Source organism: Allobosea spartocytisi, from assembly GCF_014764685.1.
Classification (GTDB): Bacteria; Pseudomonadota; Alphaproteobacteria; order Rhizobiales; family Beijerinckiaceae; genus Allobosea; species Allobosea spartocytisi.
This window is the reverse complement of record NZ_JACXWY010000024.1, coordinates 1-19,859: the sequence shown is the minus strand read 5'-3', so window position 1 is coordinate 19,859 and position 19,859 is coordinate 1. Positions and strand designations below refer to the sequence as shown.

Genomic DNA, 19,859 nt, shown 5'->3' with positions numbered 1-19,859 from the left:
AATGATAAGCTCCCTAACCCTTTCATAGGCGTGTCCTATTTATCGCCCACCACACGCAAGGAGGCCATCGTGACAGTTACCTGGAGCGATCTCACCGACGAAGAACGAACCGCACTTAAGCGAATGAACCGCGGCCCCTACCCCTCTCTCTCGAAGGCCTTGGCGGAACGCCTTATTTTTCTCGGACTGGCGGAAGAAAGGGCGAGCGGCATCGGGATAAACCGAACCGGGCGGGAGCTGGTGATAGCAACATTGCTTGGTGCTCGTTCTGACCTGCTTTGAAGATTGCGAGTCGGATCATACCGGAGAGCCCGCAATGCTGGTCGCGTCAACGGAGTCGCATCGCGACTTACGAAATCATCGTGCGTAGCTTCACGAGCGACAAGTGATGTCGCTGGCGGCTGCACTGAATGAGCATTGGTTGCGTACGATCGGACAGCTGAGGACCGACGCTGGTCCCTGAAAGACCTTCGATGGCCATCTGCCGCCGCGTGATATCTGCGCACCTTGACCTTCTCGCGCTCGACCCACTCTTGCTGCGGATTCTGCCACGCGTCCTGGGGTTTGCGCTCTATTCGATGACCGTCTGCTTCGTGTTGCGCCAGTACGACCTCAACTTAAGTGCGTTCCGCATCGCGCCGCTCACGTTGGCGGCCGCGCCTCTTTGGATTCATATGATGGTCCGGAACAACGCTGCTTACGAGCGATGCTGGGCGGCGCGCAAACTAGCGTGCACCCTTGTTTCCGAGATCCGCAATCTGGCTCGGGCCGCGACCTCTTTCATTCCTGAACGGTCAGAGCAACGTGCCCTACTCATGGAGGCGCTTGCCTTCTGCCATTTCCTGCGCGGACAATTGCGCAAGACCGGCAGCACGAATGATGCCGCCTTTGCTGATATGGAGGCGAGGCTTGCGAATCCGGCCGACGAAATGATCAGGCGCATGTGCAGTCGCACTCAGTCATATCGCAGCCTCGGCGCCGTGGATTCGATCGGCTTTGGTATTCTGGATGAGAGACTGACATCGATCTCGGGGATCCAGAGCGAATGCGAGCAGATCGCCGCCAGACCTATGGCTTTTGCTCACTCGTTGCTGGTGCACCGCATGGCCTTCATCGCCTGCCTGTTGCTCCCGATTGCGCTGAACTCGACGACCGGTTGGGCATCTCCGGTGTTCACCGCGATGATCGCCTATTCCTTCTTCGGCCTCGACGCGCTGTCTGAAGAACTCGAGGATCCGTTCGCTGCCGCGTCCGACCATCCCGGCCTCGACGGTCTCTTCAATGCCTGTGAGATCTCGGTGTTCGAGACGCTGGGGGAGACGCCGCCGAAAATGATCCTGAATTGAGCGCAGCAGGTGTGAGCGGCGAGGTCTGATGCGCAGGTAAGCATTGCTAGGCCGCGACATCGTTGTCCGACGACCGGTTATATTCCCATCTCGCGGTACCCTCCGAACTGCTGGATGAATTTACTGTCGAGCGCTATCGAGGCTTTCCGCGCGAGCCCGCTACTCCGCCCTGCCCGCGTCTCCTTCACGTGTGCTTCGGCGACGGTCACTGGCTCCCTTTGTCGCCTTTGGGCTCCAGGCTTGTCGTTACGTTCGACCTTGGCGGTGCTCGCCACAGCGGAATTTCGGCTGCGTCCCATCTTCTCCCGTGGAGACCCGGCCCGCTCACTCCGACCCTGGCCGACATCCCGCTTCGCCCCTCTCCTTCCGGATGTCTGGAGGTCGTTGCGGGAAGTGCGAGACGTCCGGCGCGCTGTGCGGTCGCGCTGATGCTCCGTGTGCGCTTCGAAGCGACTTCGTGCAGCCGCATCCAGGACAGGGCTCTCAGCTGCTCCGTCCCATGGGACAATCGAACCTTCGCCGTCTTCCATGACGGCGACGAGATCCGCCGCCAACCGGCCGATAAATGAGAGTTGATGGTTGTGAACCTCATAGACCCCACCTGGGACCGGTTCGAGGGACGGGATGCCCAGCGATTCTGCGAGTTGCGCGTGCGCGGCAAGGTGAGAGGGGCTCCCGTGAATTGGCAAGGCAAATCGTGGCTGGACCGCCGCATAGATCGTACGAAGATCCTCTCGGCACGGGTGTCCGGTAACATGGAGAGGGTCGCCTCCGACAAGACTGTCTGCAGTCAAAACCTCCGCCCCGAGTTCTTTCAATCTGTCGAGTATAGGCCGAATGTAATCCTCATTCCCTGGAATGATGCGCGCCGAGTGGACAACGACGTCGCCTGGTAGGACGCGTGGCAGCCGCGCGTCACCACCAGGACCGTGGTCGGCAGCGAGCTTGGCGAGGGCGGCGTTGTCCTCCCCCTGCGTCCCAGTGCACATCAATACCCGAGCCCGCCGGTCCGTGCCCTTGAATTTTGCGGCGTCCTCTAGAAAGGCGGGGACATCCTTGGTCAAGCCAAGCGCCTGTGCGGCGTCGGCAGCACTCCGGAGAGAGCGACCGGCAAGGGCGACTTTGCGACGTGTAGCTTTAGCAGCATGGGCCACCGAGGCCATGCGCGCTACGTTCGAGCCAAACGACGAGACGAAGACCATTCCTTTCGTACGGCGAAACACACTCTCCATCGCGCGCCGCACGGCGGCTTCCGTCGTCTGAGGCACTTCACGGTCGGCATTGGTCGAATCGCAAAGCATAACGTCGACGCCCTTCACTCCGAGCTCGGCGAGAGCCTTCAAATCTGTCACGCTGCCAACGCCGGGCTTGGCATCAATCTTCCAGTCGCCGGTGTGCAGAACGCGCGTTTGCTTCGTCTCGATCGACAGGGCAACACAGTCTGGCGTCGAGTGCGCAACCGGTATCGTCTTGATTCGAAATGGGCCGACCCGGAACGACGAGCCGGGGTCGAATGTCTTTAGAGAGATCTGGCCCTGGGTTCCGGCTTCTTGAAAGCGGCCGGTCAGCATTCGCGCGGCAAACGGCGGGGCGAAGATTGGACATTTCGCGTAGCCCGGCCACAGCCGGTGAATCGCACCGACGTGGTCCTCGTGGAAATGGGTGACGACGAGTCCCTTCAGTCTGTCGCCGAGCGTGGTGAGGATTCGCGGGTCGGGCATCACAGCCGCTACTCCGGCGACGGTGCGCGGCGCGAAGGTCGTCCCAGCATCGACAAGAATGAATCCTCCCTCGGTGCCATACAGGGTCCAATTCATTCCGATGCCGCCGACGCCACCCAAGGTACATATTAGGATGGCACCGGACGTCGACGCTGGCATTTCCGCCAGCGCATCGATTTCGATGATTTCATTGTGCATTCGATATTCTTTCTTCGAGTGTAAGGGGCTGCCTCCGGGTGACGGCCGGCAACAAATTAGGGACGGATGTTTTGTTTGATCTCGGGTCGTAAGCGCCGCCGCGCCTTAATAAACCGCAACAGGGGCGATATCGCGCTCTGCCGATGGTCTGAGTCACGCGGTCTACATGCGCGAGAAGTGCTAGAACTTCTGGCAATCGTTGGCGCTCGGGTCCGCCTTCCGGCAGCGTTATAACCTGCTTCAAGTGCTTCACAGGCGCTCTATTCCGCCGCCTGTTCTTGGAAGGCTTGCACTTTCCCGATCGTGTTGTCAGTACGCGGGGTGTCGATGATGCGATCAACCCGCATACCGCCTTTCAAGCCGTGAACATTCGGTCCGATCGTTCCTGGTGCCAGTGCTAGCCAGCTAAGTACAGTTGACAGCGCTCCAATGTCTGCCATCGCCCAACTCGGAGCCATCCAACCCAAAGGGAGCAAGAATAAAGGACAGATCCACATGCTGTGGAAGCCTGAACGATCCATATCGTGAAGACGCTTGCAAATGATGGCGGCAGCAGGCCAAGCCCCTATCGCACACATGATGGAAATTGCGGACACCTTAGCGGGTTGCAAGACCACAACCAGCTCATCGACCAATGCCGAACAGAGCACAAAGCCTATGAAGAGACTTATACAGAGAATACCAGTGTATTTGAGAAATCCGCAGCGGCCAATTCGACCGTCGAAGCCGAACATCAGCTCCCGGAGGCTTAGCTTTTCATTGATGCCCACGCTGGATTCCATTCCATAGAGGTCTTGCGCATTTTTTCATTACTCAGCGAGGCCCGAGGCTTTCGAACTTGAGGAGAGGGTGAGGAGATGCGGCTTCACGCGCCGGATTCTTCCCAATGCGAAGGTTGACGAGAATACTGAAGAGCGCTCGCGCCAGGGCGAGGAGCTTCTCAGTGGGGTAGGACTGCTGATGGCAGACCGGTCTTGGCGCGCCTCGGTTCGACTGCGAAAAAGATCGGAGGCGACGAATGCGGCCACGGCAATGCGCGCTCAACGGATCATCGGCAGCACGCTAAACTGATGGAAAAGAGGCGGCGAGGATAGAGTCCACTCGAGGGTTGTTGCTCCAACCCCCCACGGATTATCCCCTGCAACCCGCTTCCGCAGGAAAGCTTCTGCCATCACAACGAAAAATACGACAAGGCCCAGCCCGGAGAGAAAGGCACCTGCAGACGAAATCTCGTTCCAAGGCGTGAAAGCGTCTGGATAGTCGACGACACGCCGTGGCATGCCGGCCAGACCGAGAAAATGCATCGGGAAAAATGCGAAGTTAACGCCGACAAACGTGAGCCAGAAGTGCAGCTTTCCGAGTCGTTCCGAATACATATAGCCAGTAATTTTCGGAAACCAATAGTACCATCCCGCGAAGATTGAAAAAACTGCTCCGAGCGAAAGGACGTAGTGGAAGTGCGCGACCACGTAGTAGGTATCCTGCAGCGACCTGTCGAGGCCAGCGCTGGCGAGCGCAACTCCGGTCACGCCTCCGACGGTGAACAATAGCACGAAGCCGATCGACCACAGCATCGGCGTTTTGAACGTGATCGAGCCTCCCCACATGGTCGCGATCCAGGAGAAGACCTTGATGCCGGTCGGAACTGCGATGACCGCGCTCGCGGCGGCGAAATAGGCCTGCGAACTGGCCGACATGCCGGCGGTGTACATGTGGTGCCCCCACACGACGAACCCAACGGCTCCGATGGCAACCATGGCATACACCATGCCGAGATAGCCGAAGATCGGCTTGCGGCTGAACGTCGAGATCACGTGGCTGACTATGCCGAAGCCGGGCAAGATCATGATGTAGACTTCGGGATGGCCGAAAAACCAGAACAGATGCTGGTAGAGCACCGGATCGCCCCCGCCTTCTGCGGCAAAGAAGCTGGTCCCGAAATTGCGGTCCGTGAGCAGCATAGTGATTGCGCCGGCGAGGACCGGCAGCGAAAGCAGCACTAGGAAGCCAGTCACCAGAACGGCCCAGGCGAACAACGGCATCTTGTGCATGGTCATTCCTGGCGCTCGCATGTTGAAGATCGTGGTGATGAGATTTATCGCACCCAAGATCGACGAGGCTCCCGCGAGGTGAACCGACAGGATGACGAAATCCACCGCTGGCCCCGGGTGACCAGCCGTTGACAGCGGAGCATAAAGTGTCCACCCGGTTCCCGCGCCATTGGCGCCGGCAGGGCCTTCGACGAAGACGGAGCAGACAAGGAGAGCGAACGAGGCCACCAGCAACCAGAACGAGATGTTGTTCATGCGCGGAAACGCCATATCGGGCGCGCCGATCATCAGCGGCACCATCCAGTTTGCGAATCCGCCCATCATCGCCGGCATGATCGTGAAGAAGATCATGACCAGACCATGGTTAGTCACGAATACATTGTAGACGTGCGGGTCCCCGAATAGCTGCAGGCCTGGATGCGCCAGTTCATAGCGAATGCACAGCGACAGGATTCCTCCGATTGTCCCGCCTAAAATCGCGAAGACGAAGTACATCGTGCCAATATCTTTATGGTTGGTCGAATACATAAACCGCAGCAGACCGGACGGCCGCTCGTGGCGCGCGTTGATACGGGCTATGGCGGACATCGCTCCTCCTCACTTTCATTTGCGGGTGTCCTCAGACGCCTGCCAGAATTGGCACGAGCGTAGGGCCCCGTTCAGCGGACCTGACGCGCGTCGCGTCGCTCGCATGGCGGATCAGGTCGGTAGCGGTTCGGGCCTGCTGATAGTGACCGGACGCTCTTCCGCGACCATCAGTGTCAGCATAGCGACGCTTGCGTGTCCGGAGACGGCCGCGTCATTGGCCACTCGTAGCTAATCCGCCCATTGGTCTATAATGTCAAAGACTGGATTTTGATAACCTTCATAAGTTTTTGCTTATGTCTAAAAAACGGGCGCAGATGATGTGCTAACGATCCGCGGCGGATCGCCCCTGGCCGATGCGAGATTTTTGTCTCGCGGGGGTCGCATCGCATGAGTTGCGGTGTTGGTAGATTGTCGGGGACTTCCATCGACCAGCGGACCGCCGCGAACCGCGAGTCCATACCATTTCACGGGCGCCGAGACAGGAAATCCAGCACGCCGGCCGAAAAAGCCCGATCTCCGACAGCCCGCATGTGGTCGCGGTCTGGAATATCGAGCACCTCAGCACCGGGAATGAGGGCGGCGAGTGCCCGGGCCGAACCGGCGATCTCGTCGATGGTCCCCACCGCGATTAGCACCGGCACCGCAATGCTGGCGATCTCTTCGCGAGTTGCCAAGCATCGCGACCCACGCAGACAAGCCGCAAGTGCCTTAAGGTCCGAGCGGGTCTGGTCCGCGAAAGCGCGAAACGTCCGGCCGACAGAATCGGTAATTCCGTCCAACGAAACGGCCTCAAGCGCGTTGGCGACGTTCTCCCCGGGCCCACCGCCTTCAATCATGTCGACGCCCAACCCGCCCAAAATGGCAGAACGAACGCGTTGGGGTTCGCTCCGCGCCAGGCAGCCGGTGACGCGCGATCCTAACGAATAGCCCATCATGTCGACGCGATCCAAACCAAGATGGTCCAGGAGAGCCCGCACATCGCCAACCATCGCGTTCAGATCGTAGTCGTTTGGGTCGTAAAGCTTCGTCGACTCGCCATGCCCCCGATTATCCAGCGCGATGACCCGCCGGCCATGCCTCTTCAATTCCGAGACCCACCTCGGATAAACCCAAGTGATATTCTTGTTCGACGCAAAGCCGTGGACAAGAACAATCGGGTAGCCCTCACCTTCGTCCAGATAAGCAATTTCAACAGGGCCGTTGCGGAAGCTCGGCATCGTGAATTCCATAGCCTAGAAGACGATAGGATCATTCGTCATTTAGATGGCCCAAGGTATTTGTGACGGACGACAAGCATGCGCCTCCTTAGCCGCTGCGGGCGCGCTGGAAATCGTCAGCGCTTAGCGCCGGCGCCGAAGACTGTCAGCATGAAGGCTGGAACATCTTCGCCGAAGCCGACAGTGGTCGGGCCACCGTCGCGATCCCTACTATCGAGGGCGGGACGTTTGTCGTCGCTTGCACCGGGAATTGGCCGTCGATTGTCCGTGCGAGAGCCATTATGGTTTCTGCCGCTGCCAAGTCCCCCGTTGTCGTGTGGCCGGGTCCGTTCGGACACGCTATACTCGGACTTGCGTTCTTCTCCCACCAATTCATCCTTTACTGGCACTGGCCCTGCTAGGGATGGCGGCGGCGTGGCTGCTACCGGTCGCTCGATGCGGGGGCGAGCCGGACCGACCTCAGATTTCCGAGCCACAGCGCCACGGCCCCTGACTGACCGATGCTTGTCGCGAGTAACCCCATCACGGACACGTTCATCGCCCTCGCCATCTTCGCTTGGCGGCAACGCATTACAATCGCCGCTGAGCCACTGAATCTTCTGACCAATCAACTTCTCGATCTTGTCGGCGTCCTTGGTGTCGCGCTTGGTCACAAGGGTGAACGCGGCGCCCGACCGACCCGCTCTGCCGGTGCGTCCGATCCGATGGACGTAGTCCTCCGAATGGATCGGAACGTCGAAATTGAACACGTGGCCAACATCGGGAAGATCGAGACCTCGAGCGGCGACATCGGATGCGATAAGAAGCTGGACCTGCCCGTCGCGGAAGCTTTGAAGCATCGCGGTGCGTGAGCGCTGGTCCATATCGCCGTGCAGAGCGCCGACTGAGAAGCCGTCAGCCTCCAGCGAACGCGAGAGATCGGCGACGTCCCTCTTGCGATTGCAAAAGATGATCGCATTCTTAAGATCGGCTTGGGCTTTGATCAAATCGCGCAACGTCGCCCGCTTCTCGTTTGACTTCCCATGAGTCGCAACGAATCGCTGGGTCACCGTCACCGCCGTCGATGCCGGGAGGGAGACTTCGACGCGTTCGGCATTTTGAAGGAAACGGTCAGCCAGCTTTTGAATTTCCGGCGGCATGGTAGCCGAGAAGAAGAGAGTTTGTCGCGTGATCGGAATGAGCTTGGCGATGCGCTCGATGTCGGGAATGAAGCCCATGTCGAGCATACGGTCGGCTTCGTCGATGACGAAGATTTCCACGGCGCTCATCAGTAGCTTGCCGCGCTTGAAATGATCAAGCAATCGGCCCGGAGTGCAAATTAGGACGTCTGCGCCGCGCTCGAGCTTCTTGTTCTGGTCTTCGAACGATACACCGCCGATCAGAAGGGCCACGTTCAAGCGTTGATTCTTGCCATATTTTTCAAAGTTTTCGGCAACCTGCGCTGCGAGTTCCCGTGTCGGCGCGAGGATCAGCGTGCGCGGCATGCGATTACGTGCTCGTCCGCTTTCGAGAAGGGTCAACATCGGGAGAACAAACGAAGCAGTCTTGCCCGTGCCTGTCTGTGCTATACCGCAGACGTCGCGGCCCTGAAGCACCAACGGGATGGCACCGGCCTGGATTGGCGTCGGGATCGTGTACCCGGCCTCCGTAACAGCAGAGAGGACCCTTTGGCTCAGGCCAAGCTCAGCGAACGTGATCATAGATGGAACTGCTTTTCTGACGAGATTCGGTAGGGAGAGTACGCACGAGGCGGACGGTTGAGGTATTTCCGACGCAGCCCGGGCCTCCGCACGCACGCGTCAAGAAACGCGCGAGCATCGTACGCACACCGGTCGTCGACGGGGCTGACGGGGTCGGAAGAACTCACAACCTCGCACCGTTGCAAGAACAGTTTAAATCAGTGATGAGTCCATCCCGTAGGCCATAGATCCACCCGTGGATTGAAACGTTTCTCCCCTTCCACCACGCCTCTTGTAAGGTAGACGTGGCGGCGAGACGTTTAACTTGCGACACGACAGATTCTTCGCATAACTGATCGATATCGACATCGGTTGGCGCGCTCCCTTCTTGGAAGCCGCAACTTAGTTCGGCGACGTCGCGTATTGGCTGAAGCCAATTGTCCACCAATCCGGAACGCTTGGCGCCGACCGCCGCAGCGACACCGCCGCAGCCGTAGTGGCCGCATATAATGATGTGTTTGACGCAGAGCTGGTTGACTGCAAACTCGACAACCGACAGCATGTTAAGGTCTGTCGGATGGATGACATTTGCCACATTGCGATGAACGAATACCTCGCCGGGCTCTAGTCCTGTGATGACATTCGCGGGAACGCGGCTATCGGAGCATCCAATCCAAAGATATTCCGGTTCCTGCAGCTTCGCTAAACGCTCGAAATAGTCGGGCCTCTCTGCAATGCGCGCTGCAGACCAACACCGATTTGCTTCGAACAGATCCTCGATCACTATTGATTTCCTTGCAAATGAGGTCCGGCATTTGAACTAATCGCCGTAGGCCTTGGAAAGGATAACGTTGTTGACGATCGCGAAAGGCGCGCCGTGAATGAGAAGAAGCGATTGCTCGCTTTCAGCAACCGCACTTCAATCGCGATCGCAATGAAGCGATGCATTGAGCCGAGATGGAGCGACCCGTGGCAGACCGCCACTGCTGCCGCAGCGTAAGTCCCTCGATTGAAGATCACGCGGTTCAAACTATTGGCGAGCACTTATGCCCTTGTCGGCTTTTGCGGAGCCGCACGTATTATTACGCATCAGTCTCCAGGTTGACGGGTTTGCCGCGTCGCACGAGACGGTAAGACGAGGGGGCGCTTTGAGGGAGGTTGTCGCCCGCTCGCCGCGCGTGTCCCGGCTCGTCCGCTCGGTCGGCGGCATCATTGGCGTGCATTGCCTAATGCATCCAGTTTCTTCATAATGTCAAAGACCGATTTCCGATCGAACCCATAAGGTGCCTGTTATAGTGCTACGCCCTGCCCGCTACCTCATCGCCGTTGCCGATCATGGCAGTTTCACCCGCGCGGCAGCGGCGCTGCACGTCTCGCAGCCCGCGATGTCGCAGCAAGTGAAGCAGCTTGAAGAGTCGCTGGGCGTCAAGCTGCTCGACCGGAGTCATGCTAGGCTCAAGCCGACCGATGCAGGCCGCATCTACATCGAGCACCTCCGCCGAGCGCTCCAGAGTATCGATGCCGCCGGACGAGCCGTACATGACGTGGAGAACCTCGCGGAAGGAACGTTGAGGATCGCGTTTCTACCCCTCTTCACACCCTACTTGGTCGGGCCGGTCGTCGCGGAGTTCTATAGGCGCTACCCCGGCGTCACGCTGTCAGTTGAGATCTTGGCCCAGGCCAGAATAGAGGCGGCTCTTGCGGACGACCAAATCGATGTTGGCGTCGGTTTCAGCACCGTTGAGCTGGACTCCATTACCGTAGAACCATTGCGCGACGAGGAGCTGCACCTCGTTGTGGGGAAGAAACATCCAGCGTTTTCACGAAAGACGTATCCGGTAAAAGCACTCGACCGAACGGACCTCGCGCTGTTCACGCCCGCATTCATCACGCGCGTGCCGATCGACCTTTTCCTCCGAGAACACTCAGTACATCCGCGCATCGCAGTGGAAGCAAACTCCGTAGATTCGATCGTCGCAGTCGTGAAGGACAGTTCGCTAGCCACTATCCTGCCCGCCTCCATAGCGAGACATGACGATCATCTGCGCGCGATCCCGCTTACGCCGGCCATGGCGCCGAGAACGGTTTCGATTCTTCTCCGCGCGGATTCTTATCTGAGTGCCGCCACGAGAGCTTTTCAGGAACTGATGCGGAATTGGAAGTGAAGTCCGCAGCGAAAGGATCCCACTCCTCGGATGCGCCCATCGTAGCAGTGCCAATCCGTGCAAAAGCCAACGCTGGTCGTCGATAAGCACTAGCCTTCGCTCCGCTTACTCAATCGTCCCGGTTAATTCCGTCGTTCGGGCGTCTCACTGAGCGGCCGGCGCCAGGCGCCGCTTCCTGATTCCGCTCGGCCACAAGGGGTATTGGCGACAGACGCCCGCGTTCTAGGCCGCTTGCTCGTGTAGGGACAGGTCGGTGATCGTCGGACAATCGCCGTTGAGCGGATTAGAGGGATCACGCGAATAACGCAGCATCTCGAAGCGCATTGCCAGGGCGTCGATCATCAGGAACCGCCCGACCATTCCTTCGCCGAAGCCGACGATCTCTCGGATGACCTCCAACGCCATCATCGATCCGAGCATCCCCGCCGACGCGCCCATGATGCCGGCCTCGGCACAAGCGGGAACGGTGCCGAGCGGCGGCGGCTCCGGAAACAGGCAGCGATATGGCGGATTTGGGTCACCACGAGCGTTCGTCTCGTGCGCCGGTATTGTCGTGAGGGATGCGTCGAACACGCCGAGCGCGCCGGTGATCAGAGTCTTGCGCGCCAAATAACAGGCATCCGACACCAAATAGCGCGTTGCAAAATTATCCGAACCGTCGGCAACCAGATCGTACTGATTGAACAGCGCGACGGCATTATGGGCATCGAGCCGGACGTTATGGGCGCGCACCGCGACGTGCGGATTGAGTGCTTGTAGCGTCTCGGCGGCACTTACCACTTTTGCACGGCCGATATCGGGCGTGGCGTGAATAATCTGACGTTGCAGGTTTGAAAGCGACACAACGTCATTGTCGACGACGCCGAGCGTACCGACCCCAGCGGCAGCCAGATACATCAGCCCGGGCGCGCCAAGTCCCCCGGCACCGATCACCAGCACACGAGATGCCTTTAGCTTCTGCTGACCCGGGCCACCGACCTGGTGCAAGACGATGTGGCGAGCGTATCGCTCGATTTCATTGGTCGTCAGCATCGCCGATCGCTCCGGTACTGAGTCTTGCTATGAGGCGGTCCGACGTTCGTGCCGCGGTACGTAGGCGATCAACCGCTACTGGACAAGCGCCACACCAACGGCAACCGCGATCGCACCCATGACAGTCCGTTCGACGGCGAGGAGCCATCCCTTCGCCTCCGATTAGCTCTCACCGTCCCAGCGGAAAGCCAAGCGCCTGGAGTGCTCTGACAAGTTCGTCTGGAGTTGGAAGATTTGCGACGTAGGCAACTCGAGCCAGCACCATCTCAGTTGCTGCGTCCGGTCGACGAGCTGACTGAACCTCGCTGATCCCCTTGACGAGCATTTGCCAGAGCCGCATGAGGACACGTATAGAAAGCGCCGTCGAGAAGTCTCGAGCGCGATCTCGCTCGATCTCGTTTAGTATAAGTTTATTCGCGGCCGTCGGGAGGATCTTAACTCGAGTCACAAGATTCACGAACTCGGCGACGCCGACCAATACGGAGACCGGATCGGCGCCCATCTCGTATTGACTACGAAAGCCCTGGAATGCCGCGCATGTGTTGCCTTGCACGAGGGCAGTAAAGAGCTCAATAATCTGCGTGTGGTCTGGAAGGCTTAGCATCTGCCGTACGTCCGCTCCGCGGATTGTGCCGGCCGCATAAGCGATGGCCTGGTCGAGCAATGACAAGGCATCGCGAACGGAGCCTTCAGCCGTGCGGGCGATCAACCGCAGCGCTTCGCCATCCGTCTGGACCCTTTCTTTTTGCGCAATATCTGCGAGATGCTGCATCAGCACATCGGAATCAACGCGCCTCATGTCGAACCGTTGACACCGGGACAGGATGGTCACTGGCACCTTGCGGATCTCCGTCGTCGCAAAAACGAACTTTGCATGCTCTGGAGGCTCTTCGAGTGTCTTCAAGAAGGCGTTGAACGCACTCTCCGACAGCATATGCACTTCGTCGATGATATAGACCTTATAACGGGCAGTGACCGGCGCGTAGCGTACGCTGTCGATGATTCTTCGTACGTCAGCGATGCCGGTGTTGGAGGCTGCGTCCATTTCAACGACATCATCATGACGGGCGTCGATGATCGCGTCGCAATGCACGCCCCTGATCGGCATTTGGATCGTGGGCTCTTTGACCGAGCCGTCGGCCAGTTCATAATTGAGCGCGCGGGCGAGAATTCGAGCGGTCGTTGTTTTGCCAATCCCGCGAACCCCCGTCAAAATCCAAGCCTGTGGAATGCGTCTCGTTTCGAACGAATTCGCTACCGTGCGAACCATTCCTTCTTGGCCGACTAGATCATCGAAGGTGGCTGGGCGGTATTTGCGCGCGAGGACACTATGTCCGAGAGTCGACCTTTCGGCGCGCGTTTGACTTTTTATATCCGACTCGATCACCACCCGCTTTCCGCTCTCCGCGTTGGATATTCAGATAACATCAACTCGCGCGCGGATCAGACGGGCTCGGCCTGCGCAAATGATCCGTGGCAATGTTTATATTTCCTGCCTGAACCGCACGGGCAGGCCTGATTTCGGCCGATACGACCCCACGTTGAAGGCTTGTCCGGGTCTCTTTCCGGTTCGGCGACCAGGGGACCGTTCGCTATGAAACCGCTCGCGAAGCCATCGACGCCCAGATCCACGCTGGGATGGTCCAGCCGCATGGGCGGCAACTCCGGCTCGGGCTGCTGTTCCTGAACGATTTCGACGCGTGAGAGTTGTCCGATGACCGCGAAGCGAAGGTTATTTAGCATCGCCTGAAACAGGTCGAATGCCTCGGCCTTGTATTCCTGCAACGGGTCTCGCTGTGCGTAACCGCGGAATCCGATGACCGAACGTAGATGGTCGAGGCTCACAATATGTTCCCGCCAAAGACCATCCAGCGTCTGTAGGACTATGGAGCGTTCGACATAGTTCATGATGTCAGGCCCAAAGCGCTCCGCCTTCTGAGCGGCCGCCTTTTCGGTAGCCTCCTCGAGGCGAAAGCGAATATCGTCCTCCGCGATTCCCTCTTCCTTGACCCATTCATGGATGGGAAGGTCCAAGTCGAAATGCTGGCTGACTTCGGCCTTCAGACCATCGACGTCCCACTGCTCGGCATAGGCCGTCGAGGGTACATGTTGGGAAACAAGGTTATCGATGAGATCATAGCGCAGCTCCCGGACGAATTCCGACAGATCCTTTGATTCCATCAGCTCCACGCGCTCATCGAAGATGACCTTGCGCTGATCGTTGAGCACTTCGTCGTATTTGAGGACGTTCTTACGAATATCGAAGTTGCGAGCTTCGACCTTCTTCTGAGCGCGTTCGACCGCCTTGTTGATCCAAGGATGGACGATGGCTTCGCCTTCCATCAGGCCGAGCCGCTGCAGCATGCCATCCATCTGCTCAGAGCCAAAGATTCGCATCAGATCGTCTTGGAGCGACAGGAAGAATTTCGATCGGCCGGGGTCGCCCTGGCGGCCTGACCGGCCGCGCAGCTGGTTGTCAATCCGGCGAGACTCGTGGCGCTCCGTAGCGAGGACGTAGAGGCCGCCGGCGTTTAGCGCCTTCTCCTTGAGCCTCGCCACATCCTCACGGATTGCCTGCTCACGCGTCTGGCGCTCAGGACCAGCCGGCATGTCGGCCAATTCCTGTTCGATACGCATTTCGGCATTTCCACCAAGCTGGATGTCCGTGCCGCGACCGGCCATGTTGGTGGCGATCGTCACCGCGCCGGGAACACCCGCCTGGCTAACGATATAAGCCTCCTGCTCGTGATAGCGTGCATTTAGGACCTGAAACTCGTTGAAACCCTTCGCGCGCATGAGATCGGCGAGATGTTCCGATTTTCCGATCGAAGTGGTACCAACGAGAATTGGCTGTTCGCGCCGGTGCGCGTCCAAAATCTCCACAACGATCGCGTTGTATTTCTCTTTGTCGGTGCGATAGACTTCATCGTCCTCGTCGATGCGTCGAATGGGCAGATTCGTCGGCACCTCGATCACATCAAGGCCATAGACATCGCCGAATTCTTCCGCCTCCGTCGAAGCGGTTCCAGTCATCCCGGCGAGCTTTTGATACATTCGGAAGTAATTCTGAAAGGTGATCTGCGACAGGGTCTGATTTTCAGGTTGGACCTGAACCCTCTCCTTCGCTTCCAACGCTTGATGCAATCCGTCCGAATAGCGGCGGCCGGGCATCATGCGACCGGTCGATTCGTCGATGATGACGACTTCGCCATTTCTGACGATATAGTCCTTTTCGCGCTGGAAGAGCTTATGAGCCTTGAGGGCGTTGTTGATGTGATGAACGATTGCAACGTTTTCGATGTCGTAAAGGGATTCGCCTTTTAGCAGCCCAGCCTCTCGAAGCATGTTCTCGAGCTTTTCGTTTCCGTCTTCGGAAAAGCTGGCAGAGCGTTGCTTCTCGTCGATTTCGTAGTCGTCCTTCGACAAACGCGGGACAAACGTGTCGAGGGTCAAATAGAGATCGGACCGATCATCGAGCGGGCCGGAGATGATCAGCGGGGTCCGAGCCTCATCTATGAGGATTGAATCCACCTCATCGATGAGGGCGTAGCTATGGTCCCGCTGAACCATCTGCACGCGTTCATGTTTCATGTTGTCGCGCAGATAGTCAAAGCCGAGTTCGTTGTTCGTGGCATACGTGATGTCGCAAGCGTAGGCTGCTCGGCGTTCGTCATCATCCAGACCGTGCACGATGACGCCTGTCGTCAGGCCAAGGAAGCCATACAGGCGCCCCATGTAGACGCTGTCGCGCTGCGCCAAGTAATCGTTGACAATCACCACATGTACGCCCTTGCCGAGAAGCGCGTTCAGATAAAGCGGTAACGCGGCGACAAGAGTCTTGCCTTCTCCGGTTTTCATTTCGGCGATGGCGTTTGCGTGTAAAATCATGCCGCCGATCAGCTGAACGTCAAATGGACGCAACCCCAGCACACGTTGCGAAGCTTCTCGAACGACTGCGAAAGCCGGGACGAGGAGATCGTCCAGCTGTTTGCCATCGGCAAGCAGCTTGCGAAATTCTATCGTCTTAGCCGCCAACGCCTCGTCCGACAGCTCCCTCATTTCTTGCTCAAGTGCGTTGATGGCAACGACATTTGCTTGGAAAGACTTGACGCGACGGTCGTTTGCCGAGCCGAACAGCTTCCTGGCAATTCCACCTAAATTGACCATTCGACTGGTCCTTTCTGATATCTCAACGTGTTATTTCCCGAGGGCTAGCGCGACGCGCGCCTCGTCGATGGATTGGACGATAGAGCCCAGTGCAGCCGACATGCTCATTAGGGCTTCGGCGGCCCGGCAGAGCGCACACACAACGTGGCGCGCGCATCGGGCTCATGCGCCGAGCTGGTGACGTGACCCCGCGCGCAAGCAGTCCAAAAGCGGGGTTGACCCGAACAGTGCCGATTAAGCGATCGGCGCGGCGCGGCGAGAGAAGAGGCACCATTGGTCTTATGGCGAATGCTGGGCTCTGGAGGCCCAATGAATGCAGATCCAACCTAGAATCCAGACGCTGTCGCGGATCGCCTCTCCCGAGAGGGCAGGCTTTCCAGTGCTCGTTCGTGTAACACCCGGGCCAATTCGGCTGGCAGCCGACACCCACTATGTGTGCGTAATCGGTCAATAGCTTCATAATGTCAAAGACCGATTTATGATGAACCCAATAAGATTTACCTTATACGCTCATTTTCGCGATTGGGATTTTTCCGATCGGCGGGACGGGTGGCGGCAGCCATCCGTCAACACTGCTTCCGACGTCGTCTTGGAAAGCCCTTAGGAACGGCGCACCTGCTCAATCTCTGCCGGAAGCTGGCCCTCGAGCGTCCCCCTGTCCCGATGCGCCTAACGGCAGCCTGATTGCATCCTGCCAACCGCCGCAAAGGCATACCTATAAGATTCGCCTTATGACACCTATTCGATATCGATCTTTGACATTATGAGGACATTGGCAGACTGATAAGAGCGGCCACCGGCAATACCGACCGCAATGGCCAGATTGATGAACGAAGACTAGGAAGCCCCGCTATGGAGTTTTGGACTTCAGCATCGTGTCGGCTCTGTTGTGACTAGGCCAAGCCTAGTCGCGCACAGATCCATCGCATGCACAAACAGGAGTCCACCATGGCTATCCAACTTGGGCAGATCGCCCCCGATTTCGAGCAGGACACTACTCACGGTCCAATCCGCTTTTACGACTGGCTCGGATCGAGCTGGGGGATGTTGGTCAGCGGCCCCAAACAATTCACTCGAAGTGCCGCAACAGACCTTACGGAAATGGCGAAACTTCGGGATGAATGGGAACGGTTCGGTGTCAAGCCGATCGGATTATCGGCGGATGACGTCGAAACGGATCAGCCACAGCAGCCTCGCCTCGCAGATAGGCAAAAGGCTGCCTACCCTCCGATAATCACAGACAACGACGCGAAAGTTTCCAAGCTCTACGGCGCTGTCTACGTCGAAAACGATCCCGCGGTCTCGTCCCGATCGATATTCGTCATCGATCCCACAAAGCAAGTGCGCCACATCGCTACCTATCCCGCGAGTGCGGCAGAGAGCGTGTTTACCGAAATATTGGGGGCGATCGAAAGGCTGCAACAGGCCGACGCGTTTGATCCCGTGATTTGAGTTTATCGGAGGCACTCGTGCTGACTGAACACGATGACCGACGCCTGTTGATCGTCGAAGACGACGTCAAGTTCGCGCGAGCTCTCCGCCGCTCATTGGAGCGACGGGGCTATGCGGTGGAACACGCTGCTCAGCTCGCCGAGATGACATCGGTCTTGGATCGATTTGCTCCACGCTACGCGGTTGTCGATCTGAAGCTAGAGAACGCCAGCGGCCTCGCTGCCGTCGAAGCCTTGCACGCCCATGACCCTGACATGCTGATCGTCGTTCTCACGGGTTACGCCAGCATCGCGACGGCAGTGGAGTCGATCAAACTGGGGGCTTGCCATTACCTAGCCAAACCCTCCAACACCGATGATATCGAAGCAGCATTCGGCCGAGAGTCAGGCAACGCATCCACCCCGCTAACGGCCCGCCAGACATCGCTAAAGACCCTGGAATGGGAGCGAATACATCAGACGCTGGCAGAAACCGACTTCAACATTTCTGAAACCGCCCGCCGCCTCGGCCTGCATAGGCGCACCCTTGCCCGCAAACTGTACAAGAGGCAGGTCAATTGACGTCCAAGGCGCCTCCGCGGGGCGCCTGTGCAGCGCGCTTTACGGGCCGCGTGACATTGAGCCGTGGTTGACGGTCGCGTTGCCGTCGAGGGTGGTCTGCGAGAGGGCGCTCGGCGAAAGCGCCGCTAAGGGAAGGCTCATGGTCACTACGGCGCCAGAGCCAGTATTCCGCGCGTCGACATGCCCGCCAAGCTTGCGTAGCACGTTGACGACAAGGAAGAGACCAAGGCCGCCACCGAGTCGACCTTTCGTGGACTGATACGGCCTACCAAGCTGCTCAAGGACTTCAGCCGAAAAACCCGGTCCATGATCCGAGACGGTGATTGTCAGCGCATCCTCGACGCGAGACGCTCGGAGGGTGACCTGGTCCCTCGACGCTTCAGCAGCATTGTCAAGGACGTTGAAGATGACCTGTTTCAGCGCGGAGTCAGCTACGATGAGCACGTCATCCGTGAATTCGCGCTGATAGTTTATGTTCGACGCCATCTTCTTGGCGCGCCAGTCGTCGACCACGTCATCGAGAAACGCTTTGACCGTTGTAACATCGGCCCTTTCTCCGCGCGCTTGTCCCGCTGACACCAGAACTCCGGTCACGATCGCCTTGCAGCGCTTCACCTCCTCTTCCATATCCTGCAGTTCCTGAAGCCATTCCGCGTTTGCTCTTAAGGCCGGCTCACGCCCCCAATCATTCAGAATAACCGACAGGGTTGCCAACGGCGTGCCTAACTCGTGCGCGGCGCCGGAAGCCAGTAACCCCATGCGAACGATGTGTCCCTCCTCGGCCGCTTGTTGGCGCAAGTCCGCTAGACGAGCATCACGCTCGCGCAAATTCAGAGTGATCCGGTTCATGAATATCACCACGAGTGCGGCGTCGAGCAGAAAGCAGGTGAGCATCCCGAAAATGTGCAGTTGGAAGAGATCGAGCCTTGCGCCAGGAGGCAAGCCTAGCGGCTCGTAAAGGATCGTTAGCAAAGCAAACCCAGCGCCGGAGACAGCGACCACCGCCCAAGTCGACCAAGCTTCTACAAGCACAGCGCCGAGCGTCACCTGCAGGAGATAAAGATAAATGAAAGGATTGGTGGCCCCGCCGCTCAAGTACAGTTGAGCCGTGAGCGCAACGACATCCAGCAGCAACGAGAGGAGAAGTTCGCTATTGCGCACTGCGGATGGCAACTTTAGCCGCGCAATGCTCAGGACGTTCAGCACAACCAGAAACACCAAGACGAGCGACATCGCGGGTAACGGCAGGGCAATATGAAAGACCATCAATGCCGTGATAATCGTCGCGACCTGGCCGCCGACGGCGAGCCAGCGCAGCTGGATAAGCTGCTGCATGTTTTTTCGGCCGGCGACAGCGGCGCTCAAGGCGCTCACCTTGTCGAGCGTGGGCGGCGCATCGTCCACACGCCAAAGCCCATCAGCATCGCTGCCAAGCTGAACCATGTTAAAGCGTAGCTGAGGTGAGCATTGCGAAAGTCTACCACTGTCATGCCGCCGGCCGGCCAACCAGCGTAACCAGTTGTCGCATCAGCATCTACGAAATAAGGCGCTACCGTTGATAGACCATATGTTCTGGCGATCGCTATCACGTCGCGCGAATACCATCGATTGGCCGCAGGCGCGTTGCGACGCAAAAAGCCGCCGTCCGGCTCGCTTGCGCGAAGCAGTCCGGTGACCTTCACC

General features: G+C 58.4%; 15 protein-coding genes and 1 pseudogene. 5 read left to right on the top strand and 11 right to left on the bottom strand.

Going from position 1 to position 19,859, the window contains the following annotated elements; all coding sequences use genetic code 11:
* Nucleotides 1–69: 69 nt before the first annotated feature.
* Together IED13_RS24400 and IED13_RS24395 are read left to right on the top strand one after the other, a co-directional pair.
* Complete coding sequence (locus tag IED13_RS24400) at nucleotides 70–282, top strand: hypothetical protein (RefSeq protein ID WP_191125737.1); 213 nt, start codon at nucleotides 70–72, stop codon at nucleotides 280–282.
* A gap of 191 nt (nucleotides 283–473) precedes the next feature.
* A complete protein-coding gene (locus IED13_RS24395; RefSeq protein WP_191125736.1) occupies nucleotides 474–1,346 on the top strand; it encodes a bestrophin family protein in 873 nt (290 codons plus the stop codon).
* A gap of 77 nt (nucleotides 1,347–1,423) precedes the next feature.
* Here the strand turns inward: IED13_RS24395 and IED13_RS24390 are convergent, their stop codons facing one another.
* The 6 genes from IED13_RS24390 to IED13_RS24365 form a co-directional block, all read right to left on the bottom strand.
* On the bottom strand, nucleotides 1,424–3,265 hold the full coding sequence (locus IED13_RS24390; RefSeq protein ID WP_191125735.1) for a ribonuclease J: 1,842 nt from the start codon (nucleotides 3,263–3,265) through the stop codon (nucleotides 1,424–1,426).
* A gap of 260 nt (nucleotides 3,266–3,525) precedes the next feature.
* Nucleotides 3,526–4,047 carry a DUF805 domain-containing protein gene (locus IED13_RS24385; RefSeq protein WP_210323740.1) on the bottom strand — a complete coding sequence of 174 codons (522 nt, stop codon included), beginning with the start codon at nucleotides 4,045–4,047 and terminating at the stop codon, nucleotides 3,526–3,528.
* Nucleotides 4,048–4,305: 258 nt separating this feature from the next.
* A complete protein-coding gene (gene ctaD, locus IED13_RS24380; RefSeq protein ID WP_191125733.1) occupies nucleotides 4,306–5,904 on the bottom strand; it encodes a cytochrome c oxidase subunit I in 1,599 nt (532 codons plus the stop codon).
* A gap of 464 nt (nucleotides 5,905–6,368) precedes the next feature.
* Nucleotides 6,369–7,121 carry an alpha/beta fold hydrolase gene (locus tag IED13_RS24375; protein ID WP_191125732.1) on the bottom strand — a complete coding sequence of 251 codons (753 nt, stop codon included), beginning with the start codon at nucleotides 7,119–7,121 and terminating at the stop codon, nucleotides 6,369–6,371.
* 116 nt (nucleotides 7,122–7,237) lie between these two features.
* Complete coding sequence (locus IED13_RS24370) at nucleotides 7,238–8,821, bottom strand: DEAD/DEAH box helicase (protein WP_191125731.1); 1,584 nt, start codon at nucleotides 8,819–8,821, stop codon at nucleotides 7,238–7,240.
* Between the two features lie 163 nt (nucleotides 8,822–8,984).
* On the bottom strand, nucleotides 8,985–9,584 hold the full coding sequence (locus IED13_RS24365; RefSeq protein ID WP_191125730.1) for a carbonic anhydrase: 600 nt from the start codon (nucleotides 9,582–9,584) through the stop codon (nucleotides 8,985–8,987).
* A gap of 499 nt (nucleotides 9,585–10,083) precedes the next feature.
* Between IED13_RS24365 and cynR the strand changes: the two genes are divergently transcribed.
* The gene (gene cynR, locus IED13_RS24360; protein WP_318652310.1) at nucleotides 10,084–10,965 is read left to right on the top strand and encodes a transcriptional regulator CynR; all 882 of its coding nucleotides are present in this window, start codon (nucleotides 10,084–10,086) and stop codon (nucleotides 10,963–10,965) included.
* A 222-nt stretch (nucleotides 10,966–11,187) separates the two neighbouring features.
* Here cynR and IED13_RS24355 read toward each other — a convergent pair whose 3' ends face one another.
* The 3 genes and pseudogenes from IED13_RS24355 to secA all read right to left on the bottom strand — a co-directional run bounded on the left by IED13_RS24355 (nucleotide 11,188) and on the right by secA (nucleotide 16,164).
* Nucleotides 11,188–11,997, bottom strand: coding sequence for a HesA/MoeB/ThiF family protein (locus IED13_RS24355; RefSeq protein ID WP_191125729.1), 810 nt, complete (start codon nucleotides 11,995–11,997; stop codon nucleotides 11,188–11,190).
* 187 nt (nucleotides 11,998–12,184) lie between these two features.
* Nucleotides 12,185–13,387 (bottom strand): annotated as a pseudogene (locus IED13_RS24350) (DNA polymerase III subunit gamma/tau); the annotation flags it as partial.
* 53 nt (nucleotides 13,388–13,440) lie between these two features.
* Nucleotides 13,441–16,164 carry a preprotein translocase subunit SecA gene (gene secA, locus IED13_RS24345; RefSeq protein WP_191125727.1) on the bottom strand — a complete coding sequence of 908 codons (2,724 nt, stop codon included), beginning with the start codon at nucleotides 16,162–16,164 and terminating at the stop codon, nucleotides 13,441–13,443.
* A gap of 948 nt (nucleotides 16,165–17,112) precedes the next feature.
* Between secA and IED13_RS24340 the strand changes: the two genes are divergently transcribed.
* Together IED13_RS24340 and IED13_RS24335 are read left to right on the top strand one after the other, a co-directional pair.
* Nucleotides 17,113–17,616, top strand: a complete 504-nt coding sequence (locus tag IED13_RS24340) for a redoxin domain-containing protein (protein ID WP_191125726.1) — start codon at nucleotides 17,113–17,115, stop codon at nucleotides 17,614–17,616.
* A gap of 17 nt (nucleotides 17,617–17,633) precedes the next feature.
* On the top strand, nucleotides 17,634–18,176 hold the full coding sequence (locus IED13_RS24335) for a response regulator transcription factor (RefSeq protein ID WP_404801908.1): 543 nt from the start codon (nucleotides 17,634–17,636) through the stop codon (nucleotides 18,174–18,176).
* Nucleotides 18,177–18,215: 39 nt separating this feature from the next.
* Here the strand turns inward: IED13_RS24335 and IED13_RS24330 are convergent, their stop codons facing one another.
* Both IED13_RS24330 and IED13_RS24325 read right to left on the bottom strand, forming a co-directional pair.
* Complete coding sequence (locus tag IED13_RS24330; RefSeq protein ID WP_318652315.1) at nucleotides 18,216–19,550, bottom strand: ATP-binding protein; 1,335 nt, start codon at nucleotides 19,548–19,550, stop codon at nucleotides 18,216–18,218.
* Nucleotides 19,547–19,859: SURF1 family protein (locus tag IED13_RS24325; protein WP_318652309.1), on the bottom strand; the 313-nt coding region annotated here is incomplete at its 5' end. The genes IED13_RS24325 and IED13_RS24330, both read right to left, overlap by 4 nt.

What these genes read in the sequence shown, in the direction of transcription:
- IED13_RS24395 (WP_191125736.1), top strand. Translation starts at nt 474, where the DNA reads ATGGCCATCTGCCGCCGCGTGATATCTGCGCACCTTGACCTTCTCGCG.
- IED13_RS24390 (WP_191125735.1), bottom strand. Translation starts at nt 3,265, where the DNA reads ATGCACAATGAAATCATCGAAATCGATGCGCTGGCGGAAATGCCAGCG.
- IED13_RS24385 (WP_210323740.1), bottom strand. Translation starts at nt 4,047, where the DNA reads ATGGAATCCAGCGTGGGCATCAATGAAAAGCTAAGCCTCCGGGAGCTG.
- ctaD (WP_191125733.1), bottom strand. Translation starts at nt 5,904, where the DNA reads ATGTCCGCCATAGCCCGTATCAACGCGCGCCACGAGCGGCCGTCCGGT.
- IED13_RS24375 (WP_191125732.1), bottom strand. Translation starts at nt 7,121, where the DNA reads ATGCCGAGCTTCCGCAACGGCCCTGTTGAAATTGCTTATCTGGACGAA.
- IED13_RS24370 (WP_191125731.1), bottom strand. Translation starts at nt 8,821, where the DNA reads ATGATCACGTTCGCTGAGCTTGGCCTGAGCCAAAGGGTCCTCTCTGCT.
- IED13_RS24355 (WP_191125729.1), bottom strand. Translation starts at nt 11,997, where the DNA reads ATGCTGACGACCAATGAAATCGAGCGATACGCTCGCCACATCGTCTTG.
- secA (WP_191125727.1), bottom strand. Translation starts at nt 16,164, where the DNA reads ATGGTCAATTTAGGTGGAATTGCCAGGAAGCTGTTCGGCTCGGCAAAC.
- IED13_RS24340 (WP_191125726.1), top strand. Translation starts at nt 17,113, where the DNA reads ATGGCTATCCAACTTGGGCAGATCGCCCCCGATTTCGAGCAGGACACT.